This is a genomic window from Actinokineospora sp. PR83 (genome assembly GCF_021056305.1).
Classification (GTDB): domain Bacteria; phylum Actinomycetota; class Actinomycetes; order Mycobacteriales; family Pseudonocardiaceae; genus Actinokineospora; species Actinokineospora spheciospongiae.
Genome location: NZ_JAJCXD010000034.1, coordinates 1 through 13,372, shown reverse-complemented (window position 1 = coordinate 13,372; position 13,372 = coordinate 1). Strand labels below are relative to the sequence as shown.

At 73.9% G+C, this 13,372-nt stretch carries 17 protein-coding genes and 1 pseudogene; 10 read left to right on the top strand and 8 right to left on the bottom strand.

Features of this window, described 5'->3' with window-relative positions:
- Positions 1-216: 216 nt before the first annotated feature.
- Positions 217-948 (bottom strand): N-acetyltransferase, encoded by a 732-nt coding sequence (locus tag L6E12_RS11700; protein WP_236227913.1) that lies wholly within the window; start codon positions 946-948, stop codon positions 217-219.
- Positions 949-1,090: 142 nt separating this feature from the next.
- Between L6E12_RS11700 and fdxA the strand changes: the two genes are divergently transcribed.
- Together fdxA and dapC are read left to right on the top strand one after the other, a co-directional pair.
- Entirely contained in the window at positions 1,091-1,411 is a 321-nt protein-coding gene (gene fdxA, locus L6E12_RS11695) for a ferredoxin (RefSeq protein WP_236227916.1), read from the top strand.
- Positions 1,408-2,496 (top strand): succinyldiaminopimelate transaminase, encoded by a 1,089-nt coding sequence (gene dapC, locus L6E12_RS11690; RefSeq protein WP_236227912.1) that lies wholly within the window; start codon positions 1,408-1,410, stop codon positions 2,494-2,496. The genes fdxA and dapC overlap by 4 nt, the downstream gene beginning before the upstream one ends.
- 63 nt (positions 2,497-2,559) lie before the next feature.
- Here the strand turns inward: dapC and dapD are convergent, their stop codons facing one another.
- Positions 2,560-3,540, bottom strand: a complete 981-nt coding sequence (gene dapD / locus L6E12_RS11685) for a 2,3,4,5-tetrahydropyridine-2,6-dicarboxylate N-succinyltransferase (RefSeq protein WP_236227911.1) — start codon at positions 3,538-3,540, stop codon at positions 2,560-2,562.
- 45 nt (positions 3,541-3,585) lie between these two features.
- On the opposite strand from dapD, the gene dapE reads away from it, so the two are divergent.
- Together dapE and L6E12_RS11675 are read left to right on the top strand one after the other, a co-directional pair.
- Complete coding sequence (gene dapE, locus L6E12_RS11680; RefSeq protein WP_236227910.1) at positions 3,586-4,653, top strand: succinyl-diaminopimelate desuccinylase; 1,068 nt, start codon at positions 3,586-3,588, stop codon at positions 4,651-4,653.
- Between the two features lie 128 nt (positions 4,654-4,781).
- Entirely contained in the window at positions 4,782-5,564 is a 783-nt protein-coding gene (locus L6E12_RS11675) for a cutinase family protein (protein ID WP_236227909.1), read from the top strand.
- Between the two features lie 12 nt (positions 5,565-5,576).
- Here L6E12_RS11675 and L6E12_RS11670 read toward each other — a convergent pair whose 3' ends face one another.
- Together L6E12_RS11670 and folP are read right to left on the bottom strand one after the other, a co-directional pair.
- A complete protein-coding gene (locus L6E12_RS11670; RefSeq protein WP_236227915.1) occupies positions 5,577-6,467 on the bottom strand; it encodes a glucosyl-3-phosphoglycerate synthase in 891 nt (296 codons plus the stop codon).
- 14 nt (positions 6,468-6,481) lie between these two features.
- Positions 6,482-7,297, bottom strand: a complete 816-nt coding sequence (gene folP / locus L6E12_RS11665) for a dihydropteroate synthase (RefSeq protein WP_236227914.1) — start codon at positions 7,295-7,297, stop codon at positions 6,482-6,484.
- 168 nt (positions 7,298-7,465) lie between these two features.
- On the opposite strand from folP, the gene L6E12_RS11660 reads away from it, so the two are divergent.
- On the top strand, positions 7,466-8,134 hold the full coding sequence (locus L6E12_RS11660; protein ID WP_236227908.1) for a 1-acyl-sn-glycerol-3-phosphate acyltransferase: 669 nt from the start codon (positions 7,466-7,468) through the stop codon (positions 8,132-8,134).
- Between the two features lies 1 nt (position 8,135).
- On the opposite strand, the gene L6E12_RS11655 is transcribed toward L6E12_RS11660, so the two are convergent.
- From L6E12_RS11655 to L6E12_RS11645, 3 genes are all read right to left on the bottom strand, one after another.
- On the bottom strand, positions 8,136-8,681 hold the full coding sequence (locus L6E12_RS11655; RefSeq protein WP_236227907.1) for a TIGR00730 family Rossman fold protein: 546 nt from the start codon (positions 8,679-8,681) through the stop codon (positions 8,136-8,138).
- Positions 8,681-9,451, bottom strand: a complete 771-nt coding sequence (locus tag L6E12_RS11650) for a TIGR00730 family Rossman fold protein (protein ID WP_236227906.1) — start codon at positions 9,449-9,451, stop codon at positions 8,681-8,683. The genes L6E12_RS11655 and L6E12_RS11650 overlap by 1 nt, the downstream gene beginning before the upstream one ends.
- A 96-nt stretch (positions 9,452-9,547) precedes the next feature.
- A complete protein-coding gene (locus tag L6E12_RS11645) occupies positions 9,548-10,033 on the bottom strand; it encodes a GNAT family N-acetyltransferase (RefSeq protein WP_236227905.1) in 486 nt (161 codons plus the stop codon).
- Positions 10,034-10,102: 69 nt separating this feature from the next.
- Here L6E12_RS11645 and L6E12_RS11640 point away from each other — a divergent pair, with 69 nt between their 5' ends.
- From L6E12_RS11640 to L6E12_RS11630, 3 genes are read left to right on the top strand one after another with little or no spacing between them, the layout of a single operon-like run.
- Positions 10,103-10,405 carry a DivIVA domain-containing protein gene (locus L6E12_RS11640; protein WP_236227904.1) on the top strand — a complete coding sequence of 101 codons (303 nt, stop codon included), beginning with the start codon at positions 10,103-10,105 and terminating at the stop codon, positions 10,403-10,405.
- On the top strand, positions 10,402-10,845 hold the full coding sequence (locus tag L6E12_RS11635) for an SRPBCC family protein (RefSeq protein WP_236227903.1): 444 nt from the start codon (positions 10,402-10,404) through the stop codon (positions 10,843-10,845). The genes L6E12_RS11640 and L6E12_RS11635 overlap by 4 nt, the downstream gene beginning before the upstream one ends.
- Complete coding sequence (locus L6E12_RS11630) at positions 10,842-11,408, top strand: DNA-3-methyladenine glycosylase I (RefSeq protein WP_236227902.1); 567 nt, start codon at positions 10,842-10,844, stop codon at positions 11,406-11,408. The genes L6E12_RS11635 and L6E12_RS11630 overlap by 4 nt, the downstream gene beginning before the upstream one ends.
- A 235-nt stretch (positions 11,409-11,643) precedes the next feature.
- Here the strand turns inward: L6E12_RS11630 and L6E12_RS11625 are convergent, their stop codons facing one another.
- Complete coding sequence (locus L6E12_RS11625) at positions 11,644-12,435, bottom strand: enoyl-CoA hydratase-related protein (protein WP_236227901.1); 792 nt, start codon at positions 12,433-12,435, stop codon at positions 11,644-11,646.
- 405 nt (positions 12,436-12,840) lie between these two features.
- Between L6E12_RS11625 and L6E12_RS11620 the strand changes: the two genes are divergently transcribed.
- Positions 12,841-13,008, top strand: a complete 168-nt coding sequence (locus tag L6E12_RS11620) for a DUF3117 domain-containing protein (RefSeq protein ID WP_084175727.1) — start codon at positions 12,841-12,843, stop codon at positions 13,006-13,008.
- Between the two features lie 58 nt (positions 13,009-13,066).
- Positions 13,067-13,372 (top strand): annotated as a pseudogene (locus L6E12_RS11615) (peptidase M17); the annotation flags it as partial.

Sequence of the window (13,372 nt, the reverse complement as noted above, 5' to 3'; positions counted from 1 at the left end):
CCACCGCACCCACACCCCACCGCACCCACACCCCACCGCACCCACACCCCACCGCACCCACACCCCACCGCACCCAGGGGGCCGTGCCCAGGTCCATTCTACCGGCGGAGGGCGTCGGGCAAGGAGATGTGGATCTTGCCTGTGGACAACTCGGTGACCTGTGGACAAGTCGGGTCGCCCGTGGGCTGGGAGCGCATCGGGGCGAGTCGGCGCAGGTCAGGCGGGTACCCAGTACCGGTAGCGGTGCGACTCCGCGTACCCGAGTCCCCGGTAGAGCGCCAACGCCGCCTCGTTGTGCGTCGCCACCTGCAACACCCGCCGCCGCGCCCCGTGCGCCGCCGCCCACGCGTCCAGCCCGGCCAGCAGCCGCCGCGCGCACCCGCGCCGCCGGTACCCGCTCCGCACCTCCAGCACCGCGATGTGCAGGTGGTCGCCGACGACGCACCCGCGCGCCACCCCGACCACCGCACCGCCCTCGCGCAGGCTGGCGAACCCCACCCGCGGCCCGGAGGTCAGCACGGCCCGCTGCGCCGCCGACGGCTCCCCGCCCACGGCCAACTCGAACCACCCCGGGGGAGGGGACCCGACCACCTCCACACCCGTCCCGGCAGCGGGCGCCCACCTCGGTCCCGAACCCAGCGCCGAGGTCAGGACGGCGGACTCGGCGCCCTTCGGGTGCGCCAGGTTCACCTCCCACCCCAACCCGGGCAGGGCCGCCTCCACCTCATCACCCACCACCGCCTGCACGTACGGCCTGATCCCGTGCTCCGCGGAGAACGACACCACCGCCCGCAGCGCGGCGGGCAGCGGCACGCCAGGGGAACCCACGGCCAGCGCGCTGTTCGCCCGCCCCGTGTACCCGCCCGACGCCCGCAGCAGCCACCGCCCGAGTGGTCGGGTCACCACGGCGGGCCAGGCCCGCGCGCACACGTCTTCCAGTTCGCCCACCGCACGCACCCGGGAAGTGTCGCCGGACCGTGTGAGCTAGACGGCACCGGGTGCGTGCCCGGTTGGCGTGAAGGAGATACTGTCGGTCGTCGCGCATCCTCCCGAGTGCGCGCGCTACACCACGAAGGAGCAGGAGAGCGCAGTGACCTACGTGATCGCCGAGCCCTGCGTCGACATCCTCGACAAGGCGTGCATCGAGGAGTGCCCGGTCGACTGCATCTACGAGGGCGACCGGATGCTCTACATCCACCCCGACGAGTGCGTTGACTGCGGTGCCTGCGAGCCGGTCTGCCCGGTGGAGGCCATCTACTACGAGGACGACGTCCCCGACCAGTGGACGAACTACACCAAGGCCAACGTCGACTTCTTCAACGACCTCGGTTCCCCGGGCGGTGCCTCCAAGGCGGGCAAGACCTCCGCCGACCCGGACTGGATCATGGCGTTGGACCCGCGGGGCGAGTGAGCTTCCCCGACCTCCCGGACTTCCCCTGGGACACCCTGGCCGACCACGCCGCACGGGCACGGACGCACCCGGACGGCGTGGTCGACCTGTCGGTCGGCACCCCGGTGGACCCGGTCCCGGACCTGATCCAGGCCGCCCTCGGCGCGGCCTCGGAGCTGCCGGGCTACCCCACGACGCACGGCCTGCCGGAGTTGCGGCAGGCCGCGGTCGACGCGTTGGCCCGCCGCCACGGCGTGCTCGGCGTGGACCCGGCGGCGGTGCTGCCCACCATCGGCTCCAAGGAGCTGGTGGCGTGGTTGCCGACGCTGCTGGGCGCGCGCGGCCGGGCGGTCGTGGTGCCGGAGCTGGCGTACCCCACCTACGACGTCGGTGCCCGGCTGGCCGGTGCCAGGGTGGTCCGCTCGGACGGCCTGACGGCGCTGGGCCCGGAGGCCCCGGCGATGGTCTGGCTGAACTCCCCGTCCAACCCCACCGGCCGGGTCCTGCCGGTGGAGCACCTGCGCAAGGTCGTGTCCTGGGCTCGGGAGCGCGGCACGATCGTCGTCTCCGACGAGTGCTACCTGGCCCTGGGCTGGGAAGCCGAACCGGTCTCCCTGCTGCACCCCTCGGTCTGCGGCGGCGACTTCACCGGCCTGCTGTCGGTGCACTCCCTGTCGAAGACCTCCAGCCTGGCCGGTTACCGGGCGGGCTTCGTCACCGGCGACCCGGCCCTGGTCAAGGGCCTGCTGGAGGTCCGCAAGCACGCGGGCATGATCGTCCCCCGCCCCGTGCAGTCCGCCATGACCGCCGCCCTCGCCGACGACACCCACCTGGCCGCCCAGAAGGCCCGCTTCGCCGCCCGCCGCGAGGTCCTCAAGCCCGCCCTGGAGCGCGCGGGCTTCACCGTCGAGCACTCCGAGGCCGGTCTCTACCTGTGGTCCACCCGGGCCGAGTGCGCCTGGGACACCGTCTCCTGGCTGGCCGACCGCGGCATCCTGGCCGCCCCGGGGACCTTCTACGGCCCCACCGGCGACCGCCACGTCCGCATCGCCCTCACCGCCACGGACGAACGCATGGCCACCGCCGCCGACCGCCTGGCGGCCTAGCCCCACCAGCGTTCGCGACGAGGCCCGCCCCCGGTCGGGGACGGGCCTCGTCGATCCGGTGCCTCAGTTGGCGTGCAGGGCCGCGTTCAGCTCCACGCCGGTGCCGTCGCGCTTGACGACCTCGACCGCGCCCGTGGTGGAGTTGCGGCGGAACAGCAGGCCGGACTCGCCGGAGAGGTCCCTGGCCTTGACCGTGGTGCCGTCCGGCAGGGCGATCTTGGTGCCCGCGGTGACGTAGAGGCCCGCCTCGACCACGCAGTCGTCGCCGAGGGAGATGCCGATGCCCGCGTTGGCGCCGAGGAGGCAGCGCTCGCCGAGGGTGATGGTCTCCTTGCCGCCGCCGGAGAGGGTGCCCATGATGGAGGCGCCGCCGCCGACGTCGGAGCCGTCGCCGACGAGGACGCCCGCGGAGATGCGGCCCTCGACCATGGAGGCGCCGAGGGTGCCCGCGTTGTAGTTGACGAAGCCCTCGTGCATGACCGTGGTGCCGGTGGACAGGTGGGCGCCGAGGCGGACGCGGTCGGCGTCGCCGACGCGGACGCCGCTGGGCAGGACGTAGTCGACCATGCGGGGGAACTTGTCGACGCTGTACACCGTCACCGGGCCGCGGGCGCGCAGGGCGAGCCTGGTCTGGTCGAAGCCCTCGACCGCGCACGGCCCGTGGTTGGTCCACACGACGTTGCTGAGCAGGCCGAAGATGCCGTCGAGGTTCTGCCCGTGCGGGCGGACCAGGCGGTGCGAGAGCAGGTGCAGCCGCAGGTAGACGTCGTGCGCGTCCGCGGGCGGGGCGTCGAGGTCGTCGACGCCGGTGCGGACCGCGATGACCTCGACGCCGCGGGCGGGGTCGGGGCCCAGGAGGGCGGAGACGCCCGTGCCGAGGGCCTCGACGGCCTCGTGCTCGGACAGCCGCAGGGTGCCGGGGGCGGGGGCCCGGCCCAGCTTGGGGTTCGGGAACCACGTGTCGAGCACGGTCCCGCCGGTGGTCACGGTCGCCAGGCCGACGCCGTGGGCGGCCCTGTTGTCGATCGACTCTGCGCTGCTCACGGGCGCAACGGTAGCCAATGCCGGACCCCGGTAGCGTGGCCACCCGTGACCCCCGTGCTCGATCTCACCGCAGACCCCGTCGACCTCACCGCCGCGCTGGTGGACGTGCCCAGCGAGTCCGGGCGGGAGGGGGTGCTCGCGGACGCCGTGGAGGCCGCGCTGCGGGCGCAGGCCCCGCACCTGGAGCTGGTGCGCTCGGGCAACACCGTGCTGGCCAGGACCACCCTGGGCCGCCCGACGCGGGTGGTGTTCGCCGGGCACCTCGACACCGTGCCGGAGAACCGGAACCTGCCGTCGCGGCGGGAGGGCGGGGTGCTGCACGGGCTGGGCGCGGTCGACATGAAGGGCGGCGACGCGGTGATGCTGCACCTGGCCGCCACCGTCGCCGAGCCGGTGCACGACCTGACGTTCCTGTTCTACGACTGCGAGGAGGTCGCCGCCGACCGCAACGGCCTCGGCCGCGTGGAGCGGGACCTGCCGGAGTGGATGCGCGGCGACCTGGCCGTGGTGTGCGAGCCGTCGAACGCGGTGATCGAGGCGGGCTGCCAGGGCACCATGCGGGTCGTGCTGCGCACCACCGGTGCCCGGGCGCACACCGCGCGGGGGTGGATGGGCGTCAACGCCGTGCACGCCCTCGGCGGCGCGCTGCGGACCCTGGCGGAGTACGAGGCGCGCGTGGTCGACATCGACGGGTGCACCTACCGCGAGGGCTTGCAGGCGGTGCACGTGGCCGGCGGGGTGGCGGGCAACGTGGTGCCGGACGAGGCGGTGCTCAAGGTCAACTTCCGGTTCGCGCCGGACCGGTCGCCGGAGCAGGCGGAGGCGCACGTGCGGGAGGTCTTCGCCGGGTACGACCTGACCGTGGAGGACATGTCGCCGGGTGCGCTGCCCGGGCTGGCCGCGCCCGCGGCCCAGGAGCTGATCGCGGCGGCGGGCGGGCGGCCGGTGGCCAAGCTGGGGTGGACCGACGTGTCCCGGTTCTCCGCGCTGGGCATCCCGGCGGTGAACTTCGGGCCGGGCGACCCGACACTGGCCCACACCCAGCAGGAGAACGTGCCGGTGGAGCACATCACCCGGTGCCTGGAGGTGCTGCGGCGGTTCGTCGCGGGCTGACCGGCGGGAATGGTACCGAAATACCGCCGGGTAACCCAGGGCGGCTTTTGCTCACGCCGATCCAAGGCCACCGGAATTTCCGTGCCCCGTATTGCCCTCGATCTGGGAACAGTAGTATTTCTCAAGGCATGAAACTCGTTCGGGCACTCGGCGGCATCGCGACCGCCGCCGTCCTGGTGCTCACGCTGACCCCCGCGGGCGAGGCGGCGCCGCAGGCGGTGGCGTGCGCGCCGCTGCACGTCTACGCGGTGCGCGGCAGCGAGGAGGTGGGCCCGTTCGGCAACCAGATCGGCCCCGTCGTCGACGAGCTGAACCGGCTGCGGCCGGGCGGGGTCAGCGCGCAGGGCAACAGCTACCCGGCGGTGATCTGGGAGCTGAGCTGGGGCCGCCCCGACCTCGCGCACACCTACGCCGAGAGCGTCCGCGACGGCGTGCGCCGGATGCAGTCGGACCTCGCCGCCCTGCGCGCGAACTGCCCGGGCAGCGACGTCGCCGTCATCGGCTACTCCCAGGGCTCCGACGTCATCCGCCGCACCCTGGCCGGCCAGAAACCCGATCCGCGAATTCGGGTGCACCTGCTCGCCGACCCCAATCTCGACAGCGACGACCCATTCCTGCCGATGGTCAACGACATCCGGGAAGCGATCACCAGCCGCACCGGCATCTCGCTGGGCATCAACCACTTCTTCTTCGACGACATCCCGGAGAACCCGTTCGCGCTCGGCCCGATCCCGCTGTTCCCGCCCGGGTGGAACGCGATCTCGCTGTGCTGGCGCAAGGACCCGGCCTGCGGCGGAGGCCTCGGCGGCCTGCCGTTCCGCTGGGGCGACGACGGGGCGCACGTGGACTACCACCTGATGGCCCCGGAGCTGGCCAGGGAGATCCTCGCCTGGTCCGACTCGCGCCACTGATCACCCGGGCGGCTACCTGCGTTCCAGCACCTCGGCCATCGGCGGCCGGTCCGCGACCAGCACCGGCACCCGGTCCGGCACCCACTCCCCGCCCACCTGCACGAACTGGGTCAGGTCCGCGTCCGCCGCGGGCAGGCCGCAGCGGGACAGGGCCGTGCCGAGGATCTGCCGGGACATGACCCCCAGTTGCAGCAGCGACCGGTTGCGGTGCTTGCGCACCCCCAGGTTCACCTGCGCCAGCCCCGCCAGCCCGTAGCGGGCGTGCGCGTCGAGCAGCAGCCCGATCTCCACCCCGTACCCGGCCGCGAACGGCACCGACGCCAGGAACTCGCGGGTCCCCGCGTACTCCCCGCCCAGCGGCTGGATGACCCCGGCCAGCTCCGGGCGCAGGGCCGAGAGCACCGGCCGGGCCAGCAGCTCGGTCACCCGGCCGCCGCCGGTGCTCTCCAGCCGCAGCGGGCGCCGGTAGAAGCCCTTCACCAGGTGGATGCCCGACAGGGTGAGCAGCGGCCCCAGCAGCGCCGGGACGAACGCGGGGTCGGGGTCCACCAGGTCGGAGTCCAGGAACACCAGCAGGTCGCCGGTGGTGGCGGCCAGGGAGCGCCACAGCACCTCGCCCTTGCCGGGGCGCGCGGGCAGCTCCGGGAGCACCCGGTCGCGGTGGACCACCCGGGCGCCCGCCGCGGCGGCGACCTCGGCGGTGCGGTCGGTGGAGGCGGAGTCCAGCACCACCAGCTCGTCGACCAGGGTGCCCAGCAGGGGGCGGACGGACTCGACGACGGCGCCCACCGTGGCCTCCTCGTCCAGGGCGGGCAGCACCACGCTCACCGTGCGGGCGCCCTTCGCCCGGACCAGCGCCGAGACCGACCACTCCGGGCTCTGCCAGGTGCGGTCGGCCAGCATCCGCTCGACCGGGTTCACGCCAGCGCCCGCAGCGCGCGGCGCGGCGGGCGGGTGCCCGCGATCGCGGCCACCATGTCCACCACCCGGCGGGTCGCCCGGACCTGGTGGGCGCGGAACACCCGGGCGCCCGCCCCCGCGGCCAGCGCGGTCGCGGCCAGGGTGCCCTCGACCCGGTCCTCCACGCCCACGCCCAGGGTCTCGCCGATGAAGTCCTTGTTGGACAGCGCCATCAGCACCGGCCACCCGGTGCCGACCAGCTCGTCGAGCCTGCGCAGCAGCTCCAGGCCGTGCCAGGTGTTCTTGCCGAAGTCGTGCGTCGGGTCGATCAGCACCCCCGCCCTCGGCACCCCCAGGGCGACCATCCGCTCCGCGCGCTCGACCAGCTCGGCGGCGACCTCGGCGACCACGTCGGTGTAGCGGACCCGGTGCGGGTCGGTGCGCGGGGCGGCGCCGCCGGTGTGCGAGCAGACGATGCCCACGCCGAACTCGGCGGCCACCTCGGCCAGCGCCGGGTCCGCCCCCGCCCAGGTGTCGTTGATCAGGTCCGCGCCCGCCGCGCACACCGCCCGGCCGACCTGGTGGCGCCAGGTGTCCACGCTGATCACCAGGTCCGGGTGCCGCTCGCGGACCGCGGCCACGAACGGCACCACCCGCCGCGCCTCCTCGGCGGCGTCCACGGCCTCCCCGTGCGAGCCCGCCCGCACCCCGCCGATGTCGACGATGTCGGCACCCTCGGTGACCGCCCGGTCGACCGCGGCCAGCGCGGCGGACTCGGCGAAGGTGGCGCCGCCGTCGTAGAACGAGTCCCTCGTCCGGTTCACGATCGCCATGACCAGCGCCCGGTCGCTCGGGACCGGGCGGGAGCCGAACCGCAGTGCTGTGGTCACGACTCCCGATCGTGCCATGCGGCCGATCACCCGAGGTGGTGACCGCTGTCTCCGGGGGCGGGGCACCGGCGCGGGCGGGACTACAGTGAAGACGACCTAGGAGGGTTCGCCGTGTTCTACCGCGCGCTGCGTTCGGTGTTGTCGTTCCTCGCCAGGCTCTTCTTCCGCCCGACCGTCGTGGGCGCGAACCTGGTCCCGGCGAAGGGGCCGGTGATCCTGGCCATCAACCACCTGGCGGTCATCGACAGCTTCGTGGTGCCGCTGATGCTCTCGCGCAAGGTGGCGTTCCTGGCCAAGGCCGAGTACTTCACCGCGACCTCGCTGCGCGGGCGGCTGGTGGGCACCCTGTTCCGCGCCCTGGGCGCGATCCCGGTCCAGCGCGACAACAGCCGGGCCGCGCTGCTGTCGCTGGAGGTCGCGGGCGCCGTCCTCGACCGCGGCGACGCGTTCGCCATCCACCCGGAGGGCACCCGCTCCCTCGACGGCAAGCTGCACCGCGGCCGCACCGGGGTGGCCCAGCTCGCCCTGGAGCACGGGGCGCCGGTGGTGCCGGTGGCCCTGGTCGGCACCGACCGGGTGCAGCCCGCGGGCACCCGCGTACCCCGGCCGCGCCGGATCAAGGTGGTCTTCGGCGAGCCGCTGGACTTCTCCCGCTACGCGGGCCTGGGCAACTCGCTGCCGATCCGCCGCGCGGTGACCGACGAGGTCATGTACGCGCTGATGGAGCTGTCCGGCCAGGAGTACGTCGACAGCTACCACAAGCGCCCCGACGCCGCCTGAGCTACCGCGGCGCGACCGCGTCCAGGGCCTCGTCGACCGTCCTGGTGACCACCAGGAAGTCCAGGGACGCGGGGGAGACGAACCCCTTCGAGGCCAGCCCGCGGGTCCACTCCAGCAGCCCGGCGTAGTGGTCGTCCGGGTCCAGCACGACCACCGGTTTGCGGTGCATCCCCAGGTAGCCCGCGGTCCACACCTCGAACAGCTCCTCCAGCGTGCCCAGCCCGCCCGGCAGGGCCAGGAACGCGTCGGCGTGGTCGTCCATGATCCGCTTGCGCTCGCGCATGGTGTCCACCACGACCAGCTCGTCGGCCTCGGGGTCGGCCACCTCCAGGTCCACCAGGCCCCGCGGGATCACCCCCAGGGTGTGCCCGCCGCCGCGGCGGACCGCGCGGGCCACCGCGCCCATCATGGCCGCGCCGGACCCACCCCAGACCAGCGACCAGCCGCGGTCGGCGATGCCCGCGCCCACCTCGTCGGCGAGGTTGAGGTGGCCGCGCGGGACGTTCGAGTTCGACGCGCAGTAGACGCACACCCTGTGCCCGGCCATCAGTGCGCGTCGCTCCAGGCCTGGTAGGCGTTCTCCACGACCTGCACGGCGTCGTCGACGTCGTCGGTGAGGTGCAGCAGCGCCATGTCCTTCTCGCCGATCTTGCCGCTCTTGAGGACCGAGTTGCGCAGCCAGTCGTAGAGCCCGCCCCAGTACTCGGTTCCGAAGAGGACGACCGGGAACTTGGTGACCTTCTTGGTCTGCACCAGGGTCAGCGCCTCGAACAGCTCGTCGAGCGTGCCGAAGCCGCCGGGCAGGCAGATGAAGGCCTGCGAGTACTTGATGAACATCGTCTTGCGGGCGAAGAAGTAGCGGAAGTTCACGCCCAGGTCGACCCACTCGTTGAGGCCCTGCTCGAACGGCAGCTCGATGCCCAGGCCCACGGAGAACCCGCCCGCGTCGGACGCGCCGCGGTTGACCGCCTCCATCACCCCCGGCCCGCCGCCGGTGATCGAGGCGAACCCGGCCTCGGCCAGCGCCGCGCCGATCCGCTGGCCCAGCTTGTACTCCTCGTGGTCGCGCGCGGTGCGCGCCGACCCGAACACGGTGACCGCCCGCGGCACCTCGGCCAGCGCGCCGAAGCCCTCGACGAACTCGGCCTGGATCCGCAGCACCCGCCACGGGTCGGTGTGCACCCAGTCGCTGGGCCCGCGCGAGTCCAGCAGCCGCTGGTCGGTGGTGGTCGCCTCGTCGCTGCGGTCGCGCCGCAGCGTCACCGGTCCGCGCTGGCGCTCGCGCGGCGGCTCGTCCTTCTTCGGCTCGCTTGTCACGGCCGCGAGTCTAGGGTGATCACCCCATGTCCGGCGGTCGGAAAACGCCCGCCCCGGCAAACAGCGGGCGAACGGGCCGGACCGACCGCCGGGCGATCACCGGGCGTGCCCGGGGACGGGGAGCGCGAGTTCGACCTCGAGCTGGTCCTGGTGGGCCGGGTTGGGCTCGCCGCGGCCGGTGGGCGCGAAGCCGAGGCGGTCGTAGAAGCGGCGGGCCCGCGCGTTGTGCTCCCACACCCAGGCGGTGACCGTGTCGATCCCCAGCTCCCGGGCCCGCCCGACGACCGCCGCGACCAGCTCGTCGGCGAGCCCGCCGCCGCGGTGGCCGGGGGCCAGCCACAGGGAGACCAGCTCCAGCCCGGCCGGGTCCACCGCGCCCGCGACCAACCCGACCGGGGTGCCGTCGACCAGGGCGGCGAACACGGCGTGCCGGGACGGCCAGGACCGCCAGTCGGCCTCGGTGAACGCCTCCTCCCTGGCCAGGGTGGAGGCGAAGGCGTGCGGGCTGTCGACGAGGGCGGCGAGGCGCACGGCCCGCAGCGCCGACCAGTCCTGCGGGGTGAGGCGGGTGACCTCGGGCATGGGCACATCGTCGGGGCGGGGCCGTGGTGTCGGCAACCGCGTTTCCGCCGGGCGTGACACGATCCCCCCGTGACCACCGCACTGATCTACCTCGTCGTCATGGTGCTCGTGGCGGGCGTGGTGTTCCTGCTGGCCTCGGTCGTGTTCGGCCGGGGCGAGGAGCTGCCGCCGCTGGCCCCCGGCGCGTCGCCCACCCGCCTGCCCGCCACCGACGTCACCGGCGGCGACCTGGAATCGGTCCGGTTCCAGCTCGCCCTGCGCGGCTACAAGATGTCCGAGGTCGACTGGGTGCTGCGCAGGCTCGGCACCGAGATCGACACCCTGCGAGCCAGGGTGGCCGAGCTGGAGCGCACCAGGGAGGCGGCCGAATGATCGAGGTCACCGAGCGGGTCGCGGTCGCCGCCCCCTCCGACACCACCTGGGCCGCGCTGACCGACTGGACGCGCCAGGGCGAGTGGATGCTGGGCACGAGGGTCCGCATCACCGAGGGCGACGGGCACGGCGTCGGCTCCGGCCTGTCGGCGTTCACCGGGGTGCTCGGGCTGGGGTTCACCGACACCATGCGCATCACCACCTGGGAGGCCCCCAAGCGCGTCGAGGTCCTGCACACCGGCGGGGTCGTGCGCGGCACCGGCCTGTTCCAGGTGCAGCCGCGCGGCGGCGACGCCTCCACCTTCGTCTGGCACGAGCGGCTGGAACTGCCGCTGGGCCGTGCGGGCGAACTGGGCTGGCGCGTCGTCGGCCCCGGGTTCCGGTTGGGGGTCCGCTACTCGCTGCGCCGCTTCGCCCGCTTCGCGGAGACCTACCGGTGAACCGCGTCCGCTGCGCCTGGGGCGACTCCACCCCCGACTACGCCGACTACCACGACACCGAGTGGGGCGTCCCGCTGCACGGCCGCGACGCCCTGTTCGAGCGGATCAGCCTGGAGGCGTTCCAGTCCGGGCTGTCCTGGATCACCATCCTGCGCAAGCGGGAGAACTTCCGCCGCGCCTTCGCCGGGTTCGTCCCGGACGCGATCGCCGCCTTCGACGCGGCCGACGTCGAGCGCCTGATGGCCGATCCCGGCATCGTCCGCAACCGCGCCAAGGTCACCGCGACCATCACCAACGCCAAGGCCGTGCTCGCCATGGACACCGACCTCGACGCCCTGCTCTGGTCGTTCGCCCCCGAGGTCAAGCCCGCCCGCCCGAAGACGGTGGCCGACGTCCCCGCCACCACCCCCGAGTCCACGGCGATGTCGAAGGCGCTGAAGAAGCGCGGCTTCGCCTTCGTCGGCCCCACCACCTGCTACGCCCTGATGCAGGCCACCGGCATGGTCGACGACCACGTGGTGACCTGCTGGCGCGCGAATCCCGAGAACCCGGTCCCGGCCTAGAGCCTGTCCTCAAAGCAGGCGACCACCCCCGCAACCGCCGGCCCGGTGACCAACTGCCCGGGTGGGTGGATGTGCTTGGGTGGGGGTGCCGATCATGTGCAAGCCTGCTTGGGCTGTGGGGCATCTCTTCAGCCCCACTCGGTCACACTGGGCGCATGATCGGCGTAGGGGCCCCGCCCAAGCGGATCCACCCACCCGGGCACCAGCGACAAAATCCCGGCTTTGAGGACACGGCCTAGCGGCCCTCGAACACCGGCTCCCGCTTGGCCACGAACGCCTCCACGGCCGCGCGGTGGTCGGCCGTCGCACCGGCCCTGGCCTGCGTCTCGCCCTCGGCGACCAGCCCCTCGGCCAGCGGAGCCCCGGCCGAGCGCAGCATGGCCTCCTTGATCAGCGCGTAGGCCGTGGTCGGGCCAGCCGCCATCCTGGCCGCCAGCGCCTGCGCGGCGGGGAGCACCTCCGCGGCCGGGAGCACCTGCCCGACCATGCCGAGCCGCAGCGCCTCCTCGGCGGCCACCGGCTTGGCCAGCAGCATCATCTCCATCGCCCGCCCGTAGCCGATGAGCCGCGGCAGCGTCCAGGCCGCGCCCGAGTCGGCGGTGAGGCCGACGTTGGCGAAGGCCATCAGGAACTTCGCCGAGTCGGCGGCGATGCGCAGGTCGCAGGCGTAGGCGAAGGAGGCGCCCGCGCCCGCGGCCATGCCGTTCACCGCGGCGATGATCGGCTTGGGCATCCCGGTGATGGCGGTGACGATCGGGTTGTAGTGCTCCTCCACCGTCGACAGCGGTGCCGGGTCGTCCGCGCGCAGCAGTTCGACGTGCTCCTTGAGGTCCTGGCCCGCGCAGAACGCCTTCCCGGCGCCGGTCAGCACCACCGCGCGCACCGACGCGTCGGCCGCGGCGGTGGTCAGCGCGTCGAGCAGGGCCTCCTTGAGCGCCACCGTGAGCGAGTTGTACGCCTCCGGCCGGTTCAGGGTCAGCGTGCGCACGCCGTCGCGGTCCTCGGTCAGCAGTGCCGTGTCGGACATCGGGTTCCCTTCCACGCGGTGTACCCCTGCTTACCACCCGGGCACCCAGCCAGGAAGCGGGCCGCCGCCGTGTGCCCACCGACACCGCGGCGCGCGCGGGGCCGGTGCCGGTGGCGCACCACTTTGGACACCGCGGTCCGAATAGCGGGAATGCCGAGGCCGGCTCGGGTAGGCGGCGGTGGCTCCGCCGCGGGTGCGCGGGTGCCCGGCGGGGGCGCGCGGGAGCCGGGTCCGGCGGCCGCCCGGGGCGGGCCGTCAGCCCATCGTGGCCGGTCACCCGACACGCGATGATCGGTTCGATTTCACCCGCCGCGACCGGATGGGGGAGAATGTCATCCGACCCGGCCGTCCGACGCGTGCGGAGGCCAGCGCCGGGTGGGCAGGCTATGACGGAGGGAGCACGCTATGGCGGCCATGAAGCCCCGGACCGGTGACGGTCCCCTCGAAGTGACTAAGGAGGGCCGGGGCATCGTGATGCGCGTCCCGCTCGAGGGCGGTGGACGCCTCGTCGTGGAGATGACGCCGGAGGAGGCGGGCAACCTCGGGGACGCGCTCAAGTCCGCCTCCGGCTGAGCCGCGACCGCCCCACCACCCCACCACCCGCTTCCCGAGCATCCCAGCCGGAGGAACCTTGTCCACGCCGGTGCCGACCCTGCCGACGACGCTGCCCGACGTGGAGGTGGCGGCCTCGGTGCGGGGCGGTCTGCCGCTCGTCGTGCTCAGCCGCAGTTCGGCGGACGGCCCCCCGCTGCTCGGGCCCGGCGGTGACGACCTCGGCGCCGACTGGGCGAGCGCGGTCGCGCTGTCCGGCCGGGCGGGCGAGGTGCAGCCCGGCCCCGCCGACGCGGCGGCGGCCTGGGTGCTCGGGGTGGGCGAGGGGACCGCGGCGGACTGGCGGGCGGCGGGCGCGGCACTGGTCCGCGCCGTGGACGCGCGG